The organism is Clostridium paraputrificum, assembly GCF_900447045.1.
Lineage (GTDB): Bacteria > Bacillota > Clostridia > Clostridiales > Clostridiaceae > Clostridium > Clostridium paraputrificum.
The window spans coordinates 677,493-694,711 of sequence record NZ_UAWH01000014.1; the positions used below are offsets into that span (position 1 = coordinate 677,493).

The 17,219-nt window shown below is 30.7% G+C and carries 20 protein-coding genes; all 20 read left to right on the plus strand.

Annotation, left to right across the window (positions count from 1 at the left end; genetic code table 11):
* Positions 1–9 precede the first annotated feature (9 nt).
* The 20 genes from flgK (at position 10) to DR024_RS08240 (ending at position 17,218) form a co-directional block, all read left to right on the plus strand.
* Positions 10–1,800 (plus strand): flagellar hook-associated protein FlgK, encoded by a 1,791-nt coding sequence (gene flgK, locus DR024_RS08145; protein ID WP_055253562.1) that lies wholly within the window; start codon positions 10–12, stop codon positions 1,798–1,800.
* A 40-nt stretch (positions 1,801–1,840) separates the two neighbouring features.
* On the plus strand, positions 1,841–2,833 hold the full coding sequence (gene flgL, locus DR024_RS08150) for a flagellar hook-associated protein FlgL (RefSeq protein ID WP_027099494.1): 993 nt from the start codon (positions 1,841–1,843) through the stop codon (positions 2,831–2,833).
* Between the two features lie 15 nt (positions 2,834–2,848).
* On the plus strand, positions 2,849–3,226 hold the full coding sequence (fliW, locus tag DR024_RS08155; RefSeq protein ID WP_034866996.1) for a flagellar assembly protein FliW: 378 nt from the start codon (positions 2,849–2,851) through the stop codon (positions 3,224–3,226).
* A gap of 4 nt (positions 3,227–3,230) precedes the next feature.
* Positions 3,231–3,446 carry a carbon storage regulator CsrA gene (gene csrA / locus DR024_RS08160; RefSeq protein ID WP_027099495.1) on the plus strand — a complete coding sequence of 72 codons (216 nt, stop codon included), beginning with the start codon at positions 3,231–3,233 and terminating at the stop codon, positions 3,444–3,446.
* Positions 3,447–3,458: 12 nt separating this feature from the next.
* Complete coding sequence (locus DR024_RS08165) at positions 3,459–3,803, plus strand: flagellar protein FlaG (protein WP_027099496.1); 345 nt, start codon at positions 3,459–3,461, stop codon at positions 3,801–3,803.
* 3 nt (positions 3,804–3,806) lie between these two features.
* Positions 3,807–4,094 (plus strand): hypothetical protein, encoded by a 288-nt coding sequence (locus DR024_RS08170; protein ID WP_027099497.1) that lies wholly within the window; start codon positions 3,807–3,809, stop codon positions 4,092–4,094.
* A 9-nt stretch (positions 4,095–4,103) separates the two neighbouring features.
* Complete coding sequence (gene fliS / locus DR024_RS08175; protein WP_027099498.1) at positions 4,104–4,487, plus strand: flagellar export chaperone FliS; 384 nt, start codon at positions 4,104–4,106, stop codon at positions 4,485–4,487.
* Between the two features lie 17 nt (positions 4,488–4,504).
* The gene (gene fliD / locus DR024_RS08180; RefSeq protein WP_111918494.1) at positions 4,505–6,568 is read left to right on the plus strand and encodes a flagellar filament capping protein FliD; all 2,064 of its coding nucleotides are present in this window, start codon (positions 4,505–4,507) and stop codon (positions 6,566–6,568) included.
* A 3-nt stretch (positions 6,569–6,571) separates the two neighbouring features.
* Complete coding sequence (locus DR024_RS08185) at positions 6,572–6,901, plus strand: flagellar protein FliT (protein ID WP_027099500.1); 330 nt, start codon at positions 6,572–6,574, stop codon at positions 6,899–6,901.
* Between the two features lie 195 nt (positions 6,902–7,096).
* On the plus strand, positions 7,097–8,389 hold the full coding sequence (locus tag DR024_RS08190; RefSeq protein ID WP_111918496.1) for a flagellin N-terminal helical domain-containing protein: 1,293 nt from the start codon (positions 7,097–7,099) through the stop codon (positions 8,387–8,389).
* A 131-nt stretch (positions 8,390–8,520) separates the two neighbouring features.
* Complete coding sequence (locus tag DR024_RS08195) at positions 8,521–9,381, plus strand: flagellin (protein WP_027099502.1); 861 nt, start codon at positions 8,521–8,523, stop codon at positions 9,379–9,381.
* 295 nt (positions 9,382–9,676) lie between these two features.
* On the plus strand, positions 9,677–10,084 hold the full coding sequence (gene flgB / locus DR024_RS08200; protein ID WP_027099503.1) for a flagellar basal body rod protein FlgB: 408 nt from the start codon (positions 9,677–9,679) through the stop codon (positions 10,082–10,084).
* 2 nt (positions 10,085–10,086) lie between these two features.
* Positions 10,087–10,491 carry a flagellar basal body rod protein FlgC gene (gene flgC, locus DR024_RS08205; protein WP_027099504.1) on the plus strand — a complete coding sequence of 135 codons (405 nt, stop codon included), beginning with the start codon at positions 10,087–10,089 and terminating at the stop codon, positions 10,489–10,491.
* Positions 10,492–10,515: 24 nt separating this feature from the next.
* Positions 10,516–10,821 carry a flagellar hook-basal body complex protein FliE gene (fliE, locus tag DR024_RS08210; protein ID WP_055183643.1) on the plus strand — a complete coding sequence of 102 codons (306 nt, stop codon included), beginning with the start codon at positions 10,516–10,518 and terminating at the stop codon, positions 10,819–10,821.
* A 19-nt stretch (positions 10,822–10,840) separates the two neighbouring features.
* Positions 10,841–12,397 carry a flagellar basal-body MS-ring/collar protein FliF gene (gene fliF / locus DR024_RS08215; RefSeq protein WP_027099506.1) on the plus strand — a complete coding sequence of 519 codons (1,557 nt, stop codon included), beginning with the start codon at positions 10,841–10,843 and terminating at the stop codon, positions 12,395–12,397.
* Between the two features lie 6 nt (positions 12,398–12,403).
* Entirely contained in the window at positions 12,404–13,417 is a 1,014-nt protein-coding gene (gene fliG / locus DR024_RS08220; RefSeq protein WP_055183641.1) for a flagellar motor switch protein FliG, read from the plus strand.
* Positions 13,401–14,177 (plus strand): FliH/SctL family protein, encoded by a 777-nt coding sequence (locus tag DR024_RS08225; protein WP_055183640.1) that lies wholly within the window; start codon positions 13,401–13,403, stop codon positions 14,175–14,177. Before fliG ends, DR024_RS08225 begins: the two co-directional genes overlap by 17 nt.
* Before the next feature lie 8 nt (positions 14,178–14,185).
* Positions 14,186–15,499: a flagellar protein export ATPase FliI gene (gene fliI, locus DR024_RS08230; protein ID WP_111918498.1), complete on the plus strand. Its 1,314-nt coding sequence runs from the start codon at positions 14,186–14,188 to the stop codon at positions 15,497–15,499.
* 15 nt (positions 15,500–15,514) lie between these two features.
* Positions 15,515–15,958 (plus strand): flagellar export protein FliJ, encoded by a 444-nt coding sequence (gene fliJ, locus DR024_RS08235; RefSeq protein WP_027099510.1) that lies wholly within the window; start codon positions 15,515–15,517, stop codon positions 15,956–15,958.
* Complete coding sequence (locus tag DR024_RS08240; RefSeq protein ID WP_099327788.1) at positions 15,959–17,218, plus strand: flagellar hook-length control protein FliK; 1,260 nt, start codon at positions 15,959–15,961, stop codon at positions 17,216–17,218.
* The last annotated feature ends 1 nt before the right edge of the window (position 17,219 follow it).

A 17,219-nucleotide genomic window follows, 5' to 3' on the forward strand; every position in this document is an offset into this window, starting at 1 on the left:
GGAAGTTGCATGACAGGATTGTTTGGAACTTTTAATATAGCTAAAAGAGGAATTAATACATCACAGGCTACCATTGATGTAACTTCTCATAATATTTCTAATTCAAATACAGTTGGATATTCAAGACAAAGAGCTAAAATAGTTACATCAAGACCTATGACTGGAACAGCTGGGTATGGTCAAGTAGGAACAGGTTCACAAGTTCAAGCTATAGAGAGAGTTAGAGATGGTTTTCTTGATTATCAGTTAAGAGGAGCAAATAGTAGCTTAGGGTCAAGTGATATAAGAAGTAATTTTTTATATGAGGTAGAAAATATTTTTAATGAACCCTCAGATACAGGAATATCAACTTTAATGGGGAAATTCTTTGATTCATTTCAAGAATTATCTAAGCAACCTAATAGTTCTAACGCGAGAACTGTTACTGTTCAACAAACTTTAGCTTTAACAGATGCTTTAAATCATACTTATACAAAGCTAGAAGAATTACAACAAAATGCTCAGCTTGCGTTGAAATCAAATGTGACTGATATAAACAGTTTATTAAGTCAAATAGATGGTTTAAATAAGCAAATAATGAGTGTGAAAAGTTCAGGGCAAATGCCTAATGATTTAATGGATCAAAGAGATACTCTTTTAGATGAATTAAGTTATAAGTTTAATATTACAGTAGATAGAAAAGAATTTGAAGGAGTTGATATAAGACCAACTGATACTAATGGAATGAAAGTTGCTAACTTGGTATCAGCTTCACCTAATACTGATTCACTAAGATTATCATATATATCAAAAGTAGAAAAGGATCCTACATATCCCAATATTCATGTTATAACATATCATAAGTTAGGTGATATGAATAATCCAGATAGCACACAGACAATTAGGGTATCAGGATTAAATGATGCACAAGTAAAAGAATTAAATTCTAGTAGGATAATATGGTCCAATCAAGAAGGACAAGCGGTAAAGGGTGATGGATATCCAATAAAAAATAATGATATTATCAATGCATCAGAACTACAGTTATTTAAACCATCAGATGGTGAGGTGGCTGGAAATATTACTGTTCAAGATGATGTCCAAGTATATATGGATGAATTAGATAAGCTTGCTAAGGCAATAGCATTTTCAGTAAATGCCATACATAGCGGAATTTCTGATCCATTATATACAGGAGGTAATCCAGATAGAGATTATATGCCTTTCTTTGTAAATAAGAGTGTAGCTCAATATAATAGTAATAATATATTGATAAATCTTGATAATACTTTAACTCAAGAAAGCCATATTTCTGCTAAGAATATAACAATTAATAAAGAGATTTTATACGATGTTATGAAGTTAAAAACAAAAACTCATGATAATGATTATGCTTATACCTCAAGTAATGATGTAGATGGGGAAGGCGATGGGGCAAGAGCTCTTGCAATAGCACAATTAAGAGATAGTTTAATTAGAGTTCAAGACTTTGGTTCAACAATAACATCTAGATCTGATTTGAAGTTGTCTAATTATGGAATGACTATTCAAAGTGATACTAGTGGGATGAAACTAGATTCTTACTTTAAGGATATTATAGATAAATTAGGTGTACAAGCTCAGGAGGCCTCTAGACAGGTGTCAACTAAAGAAGACTTGTTTTATGAATTAGAAAATAGTAGAGCACAGGTGTCAGGAGTTTCTATTGATGAGGAAATGGCCAACTTAATTCAATATCAACATGCTTATAATGCAAATGCAAAGATCATTTCAACAATAGATGAATTACTTGATGTAGTAATAAATGGACTTAAAAGATAAGATTAATTGATAAATATTAAGTTAATGAGGAAGTGAAGATATGAGAGTTACTAATAGAATGCTTGCAAACAATTATTTAAGGAATATGAATAAAAACTTAACTAATATGCAAACATTAAATCGTCAATTGAGCACTGGTAAAGAAATAAGTAGACCGTCAGATAATCCATATAAAACAGCAAGAAGTATGCAGCTTAATACAGATATAAGTACAAATAAGCAATACAATGAAAATATAAAGGATACAATAAATTGGTTAGACTCTACAGATCAAGCCTTATATCAAGCAACTAATACAATGCAAAGAATTAGAGAGTTATTAGTATCCTCAGGAAATGCTGCATATGGTTCTGATGAAAGAAATGCTATAGCGGATGAAATGAATGAAAGAGTAGAAGAACTAGCTCAAATTATGAATACAAACTTTGATGGTAAATATATTTTTGGAGGAACAAAAGCTTCTTCAAAGCCCGTAGATATAGTAACAGATGCTATAACAGGAAACAAAGATATAATATTCATTGATAAAGAGGGTAATAAGGTAGACTTAAATAGTGATGATATATATATGAAAAATCAATTAGATATGCTTGGAAGTAAGCTGAATGTAGAAGTTTCTCAAGGAGTTACTATTGAATATAACGTTACTGCTAAAGAGTTACTTTCTTTCAATAACGAAAGAGGCGAGGAAGTTAATGTATTAAACTTACTTGGAGATATAGTTGGTAATTTAAAATCAAGTGATGAGTTAGATTCAAATAAACTTATAAATGAAAACTTATCAGCAATAGATGATGTTATAACTAACCTATTAAAAACAAGGTCAGAAGTTGGAGCTAAACAAAACAGAATGGAATCAGCTCAGCAAAAGAATGAAGATGAAAACTTTAATATGACAGATATTTTATCTCAAACAGAAGATATAGATTTTACACAAAAAACAATAGAGTTTAGTATGGCACAAACTGTCTATACTGCTTCATTACAGGTTAGTGCAAAAGTTTTACCACCATCACTATTGGATTATCTATAAAGATGAGGTGAAATAATGAAAGTTACTTTTAAAAAGGGGTTACCAGGGTTAGACGAATATAAAGATTATGAAATACAAGAAATAGAGGGTGGAGAAGAATTCAAGTTACTTCAATGTAATGAAAAAAAAGAACTTGGGTTAGTGATTATATCTCCATTTCAAGTAGAAAAAGAATATGAAATAAAAATAACTGATGAAATTATAAAGAATTTAAGTATAACATCACCAGAAGATGTATTAGTATATTCAACAGTTACTTTAAATTCAGATCCAAAGAAAATTACAGCCAACTTAAGGGCTCCTATTTTAATAAATGTACATACTGGGTTAGCGGAGCAGCTAATTACAGAGAATGAAAAATACAAAATAAAGCATCCTATATTTAAGGGGTGATTTTATGTTAGTAGTTACAAGAAAACAAGGTGAGTCAATTTTAATTGGAGATGATATAGAGATTTCGGTTTCTAAGATTGAAGATGGAAGCGTAAAAATTGCGATACAAGCGCCAAGGGAAATGTCTATTTTAAGAAAAGAATTATACAAGGAAGTAGAAAGTGAAAATATAGAGGCAGCAAAGGTTAATCTAGATTTACTTAAGAACTTAAAAAAATAGGGGTGAAGTAAAATGGAGATACAGGTTATAGGTCAAGGAGGACAAACTAACCTTAATGTTATTAAACCAAACATGGAAGTTAATAATGTGGAAAAAGAATTTAACACAAACTCTGAAGATGAGAACAGATACACTAAGGAAAACTTAAATAAGGCAATAAAAAAGCTTAATGGTTTCTTAAAGGATGATAATGCATATGCAGAATATAATGTTCATGAAAAGTTTGGAGATATAATGATAAAAATTGTAGATAAGGATACTAAAGAAGTTTTGGTTGAAGTACCTCCAAAGAAGATTCTTGACATGATAGCTAAGCTTTGTGAAATATCAGGTGTGGTTTTTGATAAGAAGGCTTAAATTATGGAATTTAGGTTGAATAAAATTGATACTGATATTAGAAGGAAACTTGCTAAAGAGGTAAAAGAAAAAGAAGTTAATCGCAAAACTCGACCTGAGATAGATAATAAAGTTAAGAAACCTTTTGTAGAGTTAGATACTGAAGATAAAAATGACACAAATAAATCTCAAAAATATATAACAGTGGAAGGAACATTGGAGAATACGAAAAAGATTACCATAGATGCAGCAAGAGAAGAAAATTATATTGAAAGAGTGCCTATTGGTAATGTAATTGATAGTGTTAAGTAGGAGGGGAATATGTACAATAGCGGATATAATGCTTATAAAAATAATAGTGTTAATTATGCATCAAAGGAGCAGCTACTTTTAATGTTAGTAGATGGAGCTGTTAAGTATGCAAAAATAGGAAGAGCAGCTATTGAAGAAAAAAATGTAACTAAAGCTCATGAAAGTCTTACAAGAACTCAAGACATATTTGTGGAACTTATGGCAAGTCTTGATACAGGAGCTGGGGAATGGGCAAAACAAATATTTAAAATTTATGAGTTTATAAATTACAAAGTCGGACAGGCTAATTTAAAAAAAGATATAAAAGAGATAGAAGAAGTTATACCTTTTATAGAGGATGTAAGAAATATGTGGTATGAAGTTTATGAAAAAACAAAGGCTTCAGGTCAATAAGAGGATGAGGTGATAAAATGAGAATAACTGGGTTAGCTACTGGTTTAGATATGGATGAAGTTATAAAGGAAAGTATGAGACCATATAGAGTTAAAATTCAGCAACAGCAACAGCAAAAAGAAATAGTAGAAATAAAGCAAAAGTTATATAGAGATGTATTAAAGGATAGTAGAGAGTTTTATAATAAATATTTTGATGTGTCAAAAAGTGATAGCATAGTATTAAGTAAAAATTGGAGCACAATTAAATTTGAATCTTCTGATAGTAATGTTGTGTCAGTTTCAGCCAATAGTGAAGCTGTAAATAAAAATTTTACAATAACGGGGAGCTCAGCTACTGCTACAAAGGCTACTTTAACTGAAGGAATAGGTGAAGGAGATAAAATAGTAGTAGATGGTAAAGAGTTTACTCTAAGTGGTAGTACAGATAGGGAGAGAGTTTCTAACTTAAATAAGGAATTGGAAAAAGCCGGTATAAAAGTTTGTGTATCTTATACTGATTTTGCAGGAAGTGTAGATGGAGAAAATAAAAAAGGTTTGATTTTTGAGTCTACAGTATTAGGAGAAAAAGGAAGTTTTACTTTAGGTGGAAGTGTACACTCAGTAAATATAGAAGAAGTTAAGGGAAGTAATGCAACAGAAGCTAAGTTTACTGGAATAACTATTAAAAACATAAGAGATTCAAAAGAAATAAAGATTGGTGATAAAGTTATTGGGTTAAACCTAGATTCTTCAAAGGAATATACTAAGGACGAATTAGTTAGTGAATTAAATAAGAAGCTTGAAGAAGAAAAAATAGATTTTAGAGCTAAGGTAGATGAAGATAATAATGTTACTTTAGTAAGTACTAAAAGTGGTGAACTTACTAACCTACCAACTTTGGAAATTACATTAGAGAATAATTCTATTGTAAATGGAACTTTTGAAAATGGTAATAATGCAACTAAATCGATAACTTCATTGAACCTATCGGAAATAGAAGGTAAAGTTCTATTTATTGATGGGAAAAAGGTAGAATTTTCTTTAAAGGATAGCATTCTTGATGTAGATGCTCTTAATAAATCTTTAGAGGAAAAAAACTTAAATGTTTCTGCTGAAATTAAGGATGGAAAGTTGTCTTTAATATCTAAAACAAGCGGAGAAAGTAAAAGTTTAGATATAAGTGTTATAGAAGAACCTGCTGAAGGTTTTACACCTATCATTCAAGGGAAAGACGCTAATATAATTATAAAAGATAGCAAAGGTGGAGTTTATACTCACAAAGGGGATAGCAACGTTGTAACATTAGATGGGGTTACTTTTAAGTTTGATGGAGAAATACCAGCAGATGGAATAAAGATAACTAGTAAAAAGGATTCAACTAAGACAAAGGAAATGGTGGTTAACTTCTTTAATGATTACAACAAACTTATGGAAAAGTTAAATACTCTTACAATGGAAAAGAGGGATAGAAGTTATAGTCCTTTAACAGATGAACAAAAGAAAGAAATGTCAGAAAGTGAAATAAAGCTTTGGAATGAAAGAGTTGAAAAAGGACAATTAAGTAGAGACTCTGATTTAAGTAGAATAATAAATTCTCTAAAAAATGCAATGACTACAATGGTAGATGGGATAGATATTAATTTGGAGGATATTGGGATTAAGCCAGTATCAGACTATGGTGGAGTTAAAAATGGAACATTTACAATAGATGAAAATAAATTAACTGCAGCATTAGAAGAAGATCCTAATAAAGTTATGAGATTATTTACTGCAACTCCAACTGATTCTAAAAATTTAACATCAGCAGAGAAAAATAGTAAGAGTGGAATAGCTCAAAGATTAAAGAGTATATTGTATGATGAAACTATGACTGTATCTGCTAGGTTACTTAAAAAAGCTGGTTACGAAGGAACTACTACTGTAACCAATAATGAACTTACTAAGAGTATTGAAAAGTATGAAAGAAAAGTGAAAGATATGGAAAAGGCCTTTAGCAAAAAAGAACAAGCTTTATACTCTAAGTATGCTACTTTAGAAACTATGATGAATCAATTGAATTCCCAACAATCCTATTTATTATCACAGTTAGGAACGGCTTAATGTATGAGTATAAGGGTAATATTAGAGGAATATAAAAATGTTACAGAAATGCTTATACAAGCTGTAAAAATTGGTGATATAGATGAAGAGTTTATAAAGGATAGGGAAAAGTTATTAAATGAGATTAAAGCTTGCGATTTTGATAAAAGTGAATTAAAAAAAATATGCGATGAATTGGAGATATTAAATCTTGAGAAAGAAGCATATAAGATTTTAAATAATGAAAAGCAAAAGGTAAAAGAAGAAATTATAACCTTAAAAAAGCAGAAGCAAGCTAATAAAAGCTACGGTAATGCTGTAGGTAAAATGAACTTTTTTAATACAAAAGTATAAAGCTATATGTGAAAGAAACGATAAATAAATATAAGGGTTGTAAGAAAAAATAGAAAGTTAGAAAAAAAGGTGTAAAGTTAATAAGTTCTAAGACGAATATATAAATATAAAGCTTAAGCATAAAAAACTCTTAAGAGTATTTTATAAATAAAAAGCCAAGGATGGCGAAAATTAAAATTCAGGGAGGAATTTACTATGATTATTAATCACAACATGAATGCGTTAAACGCACACAGAAACATGACAGCTAATACTAACTCAGCTGGAAAGTCAATGGAAAAATTAAGCTCAGGTTTAAGAATAAACAGAGCTGGTGATGATGCAGCGGGATTAGCTATTTCAGAAAAGATGAGAGGACAAATTAGAGGGTTAGATCAAGCTTCTAGAAATGCTCAAGATGGTATTTCATTAATTCAAACAGCTGAAGGTGCTTTAAATGAAACTCATAACATTCTTCAAAGAATGAGAGAATTAGCAGTTCAATCAGCTAATGATACAAACATTACTGAAGATAGAGCAGCTATACAAGAAGAAATTAACGCTTTAACTCAAGAAATTGATAGAATTTCAGAACAAACTGAATTCAACAAACAAACATTATTAAATGGATCGTTTAAAGGACAATTCCAAATAGGGGCTAATGGAGGACAAACAATAAGCTTAGATATTGGAAATATGGCTTCAGGAGAGTTAGGTTTAACAACAACGTCATCTGTAGTTGAAGTTAAAACTACAGCAACAAAAGAAGGAAATGGTGCTACACTACAAGTTGGAACTTATACTGTTAAAGGTACTGATATAGTAGATAAAGATGGTAAAACTGTAGGTAAAGTTGATGCTAGTAAAAATTTACAACTTGGTAGCACTGATAATACTAACTATATTAAAGTAGTATCAAGTGAAGAATTAAAAGATGGAGATAAAATTGTTATTGGTAAAAATATAGAGACAAATAGTACTACTGATTTAGATGTTAAAATTGAAACAAAAAGAGATTTAGGGGATAAAGGTAAAACTTTAGCAGCAGGGGAGTATGAAATAAAAGGTACTGTTGTATTAAGAGATGGTAAAGAAGTAGGTAAATTAGCTACGAATGATATTGTATTAGAAGATGGAACAACAGTTGAAGCAACAGATATTGGAAGAACAGTAGCTTTAGTAGCTGGAGCTAAATTCACTATAAATGGAGCAGATGTTTCTTCTTCAGATAAGGCTTCAGGAAGTATTGAAACAATTACAAAGGCAATAGAAAATGTTTCAACACAAAGAGCTAAATTAGGAGCTGTTCAAAACAGATTAGAACATACAACTGCTAATTTAAACAACACTTCAGAAAACTTAACAGCAGCTGAATCAAGAGTAAGAGACGTTGATATGGCTAAGGAAATGATGACATTCTCTAAGAATAACATCCTTTCTCAAGCAGCTCAAGCTATGCTTGCTCAAGCTAATCAACAACCTCAAGGAGTTTTACAACTTCTTAGATAATTAACATAGTTTATTAAAAGGTGAGATGTATTTCTCACCTTTTTGTATTATCTAGCAAAATACTAAAAAATATTAAAGAATATAATCATTATTTCGATAATAAAGTAAATACATTTTTGGAGTGGTGAAATATGAGACTTAATCACAATATGAGTTCTCTAAGCATATATAACGGATACAAGAAAAATTTAATTAATAATAAATCTGCAATTGAAAGACTTAGTACAGGAATTAAAATTAATTCTGCAAAAGACAATTCTAATAAAATTGGACAAAGTGAGCAGATGAGAATACAAATAAAAAGCCTTCAAGCAGTTCAAAGAAATCTTCAAGATGGTACATCAATGCTTCAAACAGCAGATGGAGCTCTTCAAGAGGTGAATAATACGCTAGCTAGAATTAAAGAACTTTCAGTAAGTGTTGCTAATGGAAGTAAAAGTGAAAGCGAAAAAGAGATAATACAAAATGAAATAGAGGAAATGAAGAAAAACATAGATGATTTAGCTAATAATACAGAATTTAATGGGGTTAAGCTTTTATGTGATGAGAGAGTTCCTAATAATAAATATCCAATGTATAAGAATATTGTAGTAGGAGCTATGCAAGGAGAACAAGGTAGAATTCCAAGCTTTAATATTAGAACAGAAATATTAAAAGATGAAAAAGGTAACACTTTAAAAGATATAGATGTTAGAACGCCAGAGGGAGTAAGTAGTGCCTTGGAAGTAGTAAATGAATCTATAAAAACTGTTTCTAGTATAAGAAGTAGATATGGTGCTATGTCTAATAGATTAGAAACCACAGCAGAAAACATAAGTTCAAATGAACAAGTATTTGAAAGAGCTGATAGTAATTTAAGAGATTCAGATATTGCTTTAGAAATGGCTGAACTTGCAAGAACACAAATTTTAAATGATACATCTCTAGCACTTATATCTCAAAGTAATAACTTACCACAAGATGCATTGAGAATTTTAGAAAGAGTTAGGTAAGATTATTAGAGAACTATTTAGTATGTTTTATTAAATAGTTCTTTTTTTGATGCAAAAATAAAAAGCGAAATATAAAAAATATCAAAATATTAACGCTAGTCCAGCAAATTATGGTATTTTTAGAGGTTTTTTTTGAAATATGTAAAAAAACTCTAAATTATCTAGAAATTTAACTAATTGTAACATATAATAGTGATAGATAAATAAATTGGGAATAATTTTTTGCTTATTATTAGTTTGGTTATAAATTTAATTAAACTAATTCAATATTTGAATCTAAAGATGGGGGTGTAGTATGTCGATTAATTTAGTGGGAGGCGAAAATAGTACGTATAGCTTAATTAAGCAAGGTATAAAAGCTTCTACGACAAGAGCAAAGGCCATTTCAAATAATATAGCTAACATTAATACAAAAGGATATAAAAGATTTAGTGTTATTTTTGAAGAGAATATAAATGGAAGTGGTCAGACTGATCTACAAATGAAAACTACAAATGAAAAACATTTATCTAATAGTGAGAGCTTAGGAAATATTTCTGTTAAAAGAGATGATAGTACAAGCATGAGAACTGATGGTAATAATGTGGATTTAGATGTAGAAAAAGTTGAGCAAGCTGCAAATACATTAAAGTACAATGCATTAATTCAAAGTGCAAATGGTAAATTGACAAATTTAAAATATGTTATTAGTGGAGGTAATTAAAAATGAATGCATTTTCTGCAATGAGAATTAGCGCTAGTGGACTAGCAGCAGAAAGACTTAGAATGGATACAATTACATCCAATATGGTAAATGCAACTACAACGAGAACAGAAGATGGAGGGCCTTATGTTAGAAAGGTAGCTGTCTTTCAAGAAGCCTTAGATGAAAAATTAAGAGGGAATGGGGTAAAGGCGGTAGCTCTTGAGGATGATGAATCGCCTTTAAGAAGTGTATATGATCCAACACATCCTGATGCTGATGAGAATGGGTATGTTTTATACCCTAATGTTAACGTCCTTAATGAAATGGCAGATATGATAGCATCTACTAGAGCTTATGAGGCTAATGTAGATACTTTAACAGCAAATAAAAATATGTTTATGAAAGCTTTAGAGATAGGTAAGTAGTCAAGTTAGAATGGAGATGTATTTATGAGGATTAGTAGTTTTGTTCCAAGTGAAGAAATATTTAATAGTGGTTTAGATGGTATAAAGGTGGGGAAGAAAGATAATGATGGAGAGCTTTTTTCAAATGTATTAAAAGAATCTTTAGATAAGATAAATGAACAGCAAATAGTAGCTGATAAGTCTACAGAAGCATTTGTAAAGGGTGAAGATATAGATATTAGTGAAGTTATGCTTGCAGGAGCAGAAGCCAGTGCATCATTACAATTTGCAGTGCAGGTTAGAAATAAATTAGTTGAAGCATATCAAGAAATTAGTAGAATGCAGTTATAAGAGTTAGGAGTGCAATGTGATGAAAAAGCTTTCGGAATTATTTAAAAAGCTTTGGGCTAAATTTAAAACCTTTGGTAAAGGTATAAGAATTGCTATGGTAGTATCTGTTATAGCTGTACTTGTAGCAATTATTAGTTTAGTTGTCTATTCATCTTCAAATAAGTATGCAGTATTATACTCAAATTTAGATCCTAGTGATGTGGATGTTGTTATAAATAAATTAACTGAAGATAAAGTAGACATGAAGGTTGATGGAAATTCTATTTTAGTAGATAAGAATCAAGTTGATGAATTAAGATTAAAACTTGCTTCACAGTTATCATCAGGTAGTAAGGGATATGAACTTATGGATGATAGTAGTTCCTTTGGAATGACTGATGAAGAATTTAATATAAGAAAACTTAGAATGCTACAGGGAGAGCTGGAAAAATCTATAAAAAGTCTAGAACCTGTAGAGAGTGCAAGAGTACATATTACACCAGCAAAGAGTTCTGTGTTTGTTCAAGACAAGGAGCCTGGAAAGGCAGCAGTTATTCTTAAGCTAAAGAATGGGACAAAACTTTCAGATGATCAAGTGCAATCAATTGTATCTTTATTATCAGTTAGTACAGAGAATGTTCCTAAGGAAAATATTGAAGTCATCGATGATAAGATGAATTTATTGACAAAGAATTTAAATACTTCAGATGACTCAAATGGAGTTTCATCTGAAACAATACAGAATAATCAACAATTAGAAGCTAATTATGAAGAAAAGTTAAGAAAAGAAGTAATTAATTTGCTTGAACCTGTAATAGGTAAAAATAGAATTCAAGCTAAAATTAGTGTGGATTTAGATTTTGATTCTAAAAAGCAAACTCAAAATATTATAGATCCTAATAAAGTAATAGTAAGTCAGCAAACAATTAAGGAATGGAATAATATCAATGGAGGCACAGTTAGTGAGAGCCCTGTTGATAATAATATGAGCAATACAATAGAAGGAAATACGTCTGTTGGTTCATCTGGATCAGAAGAGCAAAAGACTAATTATGATACAGGTAAAACAGAAACAGTAACTATAACAGCTCCAGGAGAAGTTAAAAGATTAACGGCATCAATATTTATTGATGGAAAATTGGATGAGGCAACTAAAGCTGAGTTTGAAAAGGCCATAGGTGCTGCAATTGGATTTGATAGCAATAGAGGAGATGAAATATCCTTAGTTGGTATGGAGTTTGACCCTACAATAAAGGAAGAAGCACAAGCTCAAATAGATGAGTTTAATGCTGAGCTTGCTAAAGAAAAGAGAAATAAGTTAATTATGTGGGGAGCAATAGCCTTAGGAATTGTAGCTGGAATTATTGTTTTAATAATACTAATTAAAAAGAGAAAAGAAAAAGTGGACGAGAGAGTTCTTGATGTAGTTATAGATGATTCGATACCGAGTAAAGAAGCAATAAGCTTTGCTCCAATAGATTTTGAAGTGAAAAATGAAAAATCACATATAGAAAGTGAAATAAAGAAATATGCAAAAGATAAACCAGATCAAGTCGTAGACATAATAAAATCTTGGTTATCTGAAAATGAGAGGTGATAAGTTTTGGCTAAAGATGCAAAGCTATCTGGAGTACAAAAAGCAGCAATATTATTTATAACCCTTGGGCCAGAAGTATCATCTGGAATACTAAAAAAGTTACCAGAAGCAGAGATTCAAAAGATAACATATGAAATTGCTAATATTACTTCTGTTACTTCAGAGCAAAGAGAAGGAATTTTAAATGAATTTTTACAAATAAATAAAGCTAGGGAGTACATAATCGAAGGTGGTATGGATTATGCAAGAGAACTTTTATCAAAGGCATTAGGTCCTCATAGAGCTAATGAGATTTTGGAAAAAGTATCAGAAGCTACTCAGCAATATAGGCCATTTTCAATTGCAAGAAAAGCAGATGCACACCAGCTTTTAAATGTTATAACCTATGAACATCCCCAAACAATAGCTTTGATACTTTGCTATCTTCAACCAGAGAAGGCAGCACAGGTTATGGCTGAGTTACCTGAAGAGACACAAAGTGAGGTTGCATATAGAATAGCAACTATGAGTACAACTTCTCCAATGGTTATTAAGGAAATAGAGAAGGTACTAGAGAGTAAATTATCTTCAGTTGTAAGAACAGAAATGACTACTTTAGGTGGGGTAGAAACTTTAGTTGATATATTAAATCAAGTAGATAGAACTACTGAAAGAAATATTACAGAAAGCCTTGAAAGAGAAGATGCTGAACTTGCTGATAGAGTTAAGAGTTCTATGTTTGTATTTGAAGATATTATTACTCTTGATGATGTTGCAATTCAAAGAATTCTTAGAGAAGTGGAAGCTAAAGAACTTGCACTTGCTCTTAAGGGATGCTCAGAAGAAGTTGCTGAAGTTATCTACAAAAATCAATCAAAGAGAGCTGCTGCTTCATTGAAGGAAGATATGGAGTTCTTAGGACCTGTAAGATTAATGGATGTAGAAAAAGCTCAACAAGGTATTGTTGCAATAATTAGAAGGTTAGACGAAGCAGGAGAAATAATAATCTCAAGAGGTGGAGAAGATGCAATTATCGTATAATCTTATAAGAAAAAATCAAGCATTAAGTTCTAATAGTAAGGTTATATCAACTGAATATGTAAAAGGTCTTGATATAGAAGATGATAAAGAAGATATTGTTTGTAAACAAAGTGGTAAAACAATAGAAGAAATAGAGAACATATTAAGTAATTATGAGAGTATAGGAAATAGTATTGTCTTAGAGGCAAAAAGAAAAAAAGATGAAATAATGTATAAGGCATTGGAAGAATCGCAGGCTATGGAGAGAGAAGCCTATGAAAAAGGATATGCTCAAGGAAAAGAAAACGGATATGAAGATGGAAAAAAAGAAGCTATAGAAAATATATTGCCTCAAGCAGAGAGACAAGCTGCTGAAACAATAAAAAAGGCAGATGAAATTTTAGAAGGTGCTAAAGAAGATTATATTAGATATTTAGAAAGTAAAAAAGCAGAAATAATTAGACTTTCTATTGCTATAGCTGAAAAAGTAATTAGACAAAAAGTTACAGATGAAGATGGAATAAGTGAAATTTTGGAGGAAGGCATAAGACTGTCAAAGGGAGAAGAAAATTTAGTCATAAAATGCAATCCTAAATATGTGTCATCTATTAAAGAACATATTCCTGTGTGGAAAGCTAACTATTCAATTAGTGGAGAAATATTTGTTTTACCAAATGAAGGAGTTTCATTAGGTAATGCAATTATAGAAAAGGCTAGCGGTAAAGTAGAAGTTGGAATAGATGTAAGTTTAAAGGCAATAGAAGAGGCTTTATCATCATAGAAATGTAGGTGACATTCTTGAATATAGATTTTGATGAATTAATTGATAAGGTAAATGAAACTTTGACTGTTTATTCAGAAGGAGTTGTAAAGAGAGTAATAGGTTTAACAATTGAAGTACAAGGAATAAAGGCTTTTGTTGGTGAACTTTGTACAATATTTAATCAATATGGAAAACCTGTGCATAGTGAAGTGGTTGGGTTTAGAGATGATTTTGTAATCTTAATGCCTTTAGGAGATTTAAATGGTATAGCCTCAGGATGTAGAGTTATTCCTTCCAATAAACCATTAGAAGTAACGTGTTCAGATGATATGCTTGGAAAAATACTAGATGGATTAGGGAAACCTATAAATGGAGAAGAGGAACTTTCAGGAGTGGGATATTCTCTTGAAAACTCTCCTCCAGATCCACTATCTCGTATAAGAATAAAGGATGTAATGCCTACAGGGGTAAGAGCTATAGATGGGTTTTTAACTGTTGGTGATGGACAAAGAATAGGTATATTTGCAGGTAGTGGGGTAGGGAAAAGTACTACATTAGGTATGATTGCTAGGGAAGCAGAGGCGGATGTTAACGTTATAGCTCTTATAGGAGAAAGAGGTAGAGAGGTTCTTGAATTTATTGAAAAAGATTTGGGGCCAGAAGGAATGAAGAAGTCAGTTGTAGTGTGTGCTACTTCAGATAAACCAGCTCTTATTAGATTAAAAGGGGCTTTAACTGCAACTGCAATAGCGGAGTATTTTAGAGACAAAGGAAAGAAAGTTATATTAATGATGGATTCTGTAACAAGATTTGCCATGGCTCAAAGAGAAGTTGGTTTAGCTATTGGCGAACCTCCAGCTACAAAAGGATATACGCCATCAGTTTTTGCTAAGTTGCCTATGCTTATGGAGAGAGCAGGGACATCTGATAAGGGATCAATAACGGCTTTTTATACGGTTCTTGTTGATGGAGATGATTTTAATGAACCTATAGCTGATGCTGTAAGAGGTATACTTGATGGACATATAGTTTTATCAAGAGATTTAGCTCAGAAAAATCATTATCCAGCTATAGATGTTTTGCATAGTGTTAGTAGACTTATGTCTTCTATAGCAGATGAAAATCATAAGATGGCAGCATCTATGGCTAGAGATTTACTTGCTACATATGAAGATTCAGAGGATTTAATTAATATAGGTGCTTATGTAAAAGGTAGTAATCCTAAAATAGATAAAGCTATAGCTTATCATGATTTGCTAGATCAATATTTAAGACAAGGAATTACAGAGCGTTCTCCCTTTAACGAAAGTATAAGTATTTTAACCTCAATGTTTAAGTAGTAGGGGGGGGGAGATATGGCATCTGGATATAAATTTAGTTTACAAAAACTTCTTGAAATTAGAGAAGAAAAAGAAGAAGAGAGCAAAAGGCTTTTTACTGAGAGTCAAAGACAAAAACAAATTACTGAAAATGAACTTAGTAATATGAGAGATAGTTATGATAAATACAAAGGTATAAGACCTGGTGAAGATGTTATTTATCAAAAGATAAAAAGAAACTATCTTTTAGCTTTAGAGTCTGGAATAAAAAATAAAGAGAAGGAACTTGTTGTTAAATCAAGAGAAGTAGAGGTAAGAAGAATTGATTTAAAACAAAGACAAGTTGATAGAAAGATAGTAGAAACCTTAAAGGAAAAGCAATATAGGGCTTTTATTAAAGAACAGGATAGAATAGAACAAATTAATAATGATGAATTTGCCCTATATGCATATATGAGGAATTTGAAAGGGGGTGAATAAATGATACAGGGGATAAATCTTGATTTAATTAAAATGGTAAATAAACCAACTGATAATACCCTACCTAAAGATGTTAAAGAGGATAAATCATTCAAAAGTGTGTTAGATAATGAGAAAAATAATATTACTAAAAAAGATGTAGATGAAGTTATTGATGTTATGGATGAAGAGGTTGAAGAAATACCAGAAAATTTAATGGAACAATTATCTTTAATTATTTCATTATTACCATCTATTGTTGAAAAGCTCCCAAATGAAACAATAAATTCAGAAAAAGTTGTGGAATCAATCAATAATACTTTTATTAAAGAAACTGATTTTGTCATTGATTTAGGAGAAAACTTAATAGTTAATGATAAAAATAACTTGAAGGATATTCAAAGTATACTTAATGAGTTTGTACGTGTTTTAGATGAGGATATAATGCCTAACTTAGATAATCAAGTTCTTAAAGAAGACTTAAGTAAGTTGGAAAATGAAATTGAGGTATTTAATAATATTTTATCTTCAAATATACCTAATTCAGATGAAAAAAGTGTTGTTGGATTAAAAAGCATTATTAAGGAAAAAATAAACGTAGCTGAAAGTAACTCCAATATTGTTGTTGATAAAGAAATAGAAGATGAAGTTACCCATATTCCAGTTGTAGAGGAAGAGGCATCTGATAATGGTTCAGAATTTAGCAAAAAGTCATTTGATAATGAAGAAAAAGTGTTAAATTCAATTATTAATGATGGAGAAGATAAAAAAGTTACTACAAAGTTTACTCTTATGAGTAATAATATTTCTTCAAGTAATGTTGAAAAGGTAGAGGTACCTAAAGTGATTAATAGAGGAAATATGGTTGAGGATATAGTAAAATCAGTGAAGTATATGACTTCTAATAATATAAAAGAGCTTGTGGTAAGAATTAATCCAAAAGATTTAGGTGAGGTTGCTATAAGAATTGTTCAAGAAGATGGAATTATGAAAGCCAATCTAAAAGCATCTTCAAAAGAAACATATAGTATTTTGTCTCAAAACCTAGGAGATATAAAAAGGTATTTAGGTGAGCAAAATATCAAGATTCAACAGGTTGATATAAGTTTATATGAAGATACTACATATTTTAAAGAAGAGTTCCAAGGACAAGCTTTTAACCAAGACAGAAGAGAAAAACAACCATTTAATAAAGAGATAGAAGTTAATAGTTCTTTAATTGAAGATGAATTTGAAGAAAATGAAGTCGATATGTTAAGTAATATTAATATGTTGGCATAGG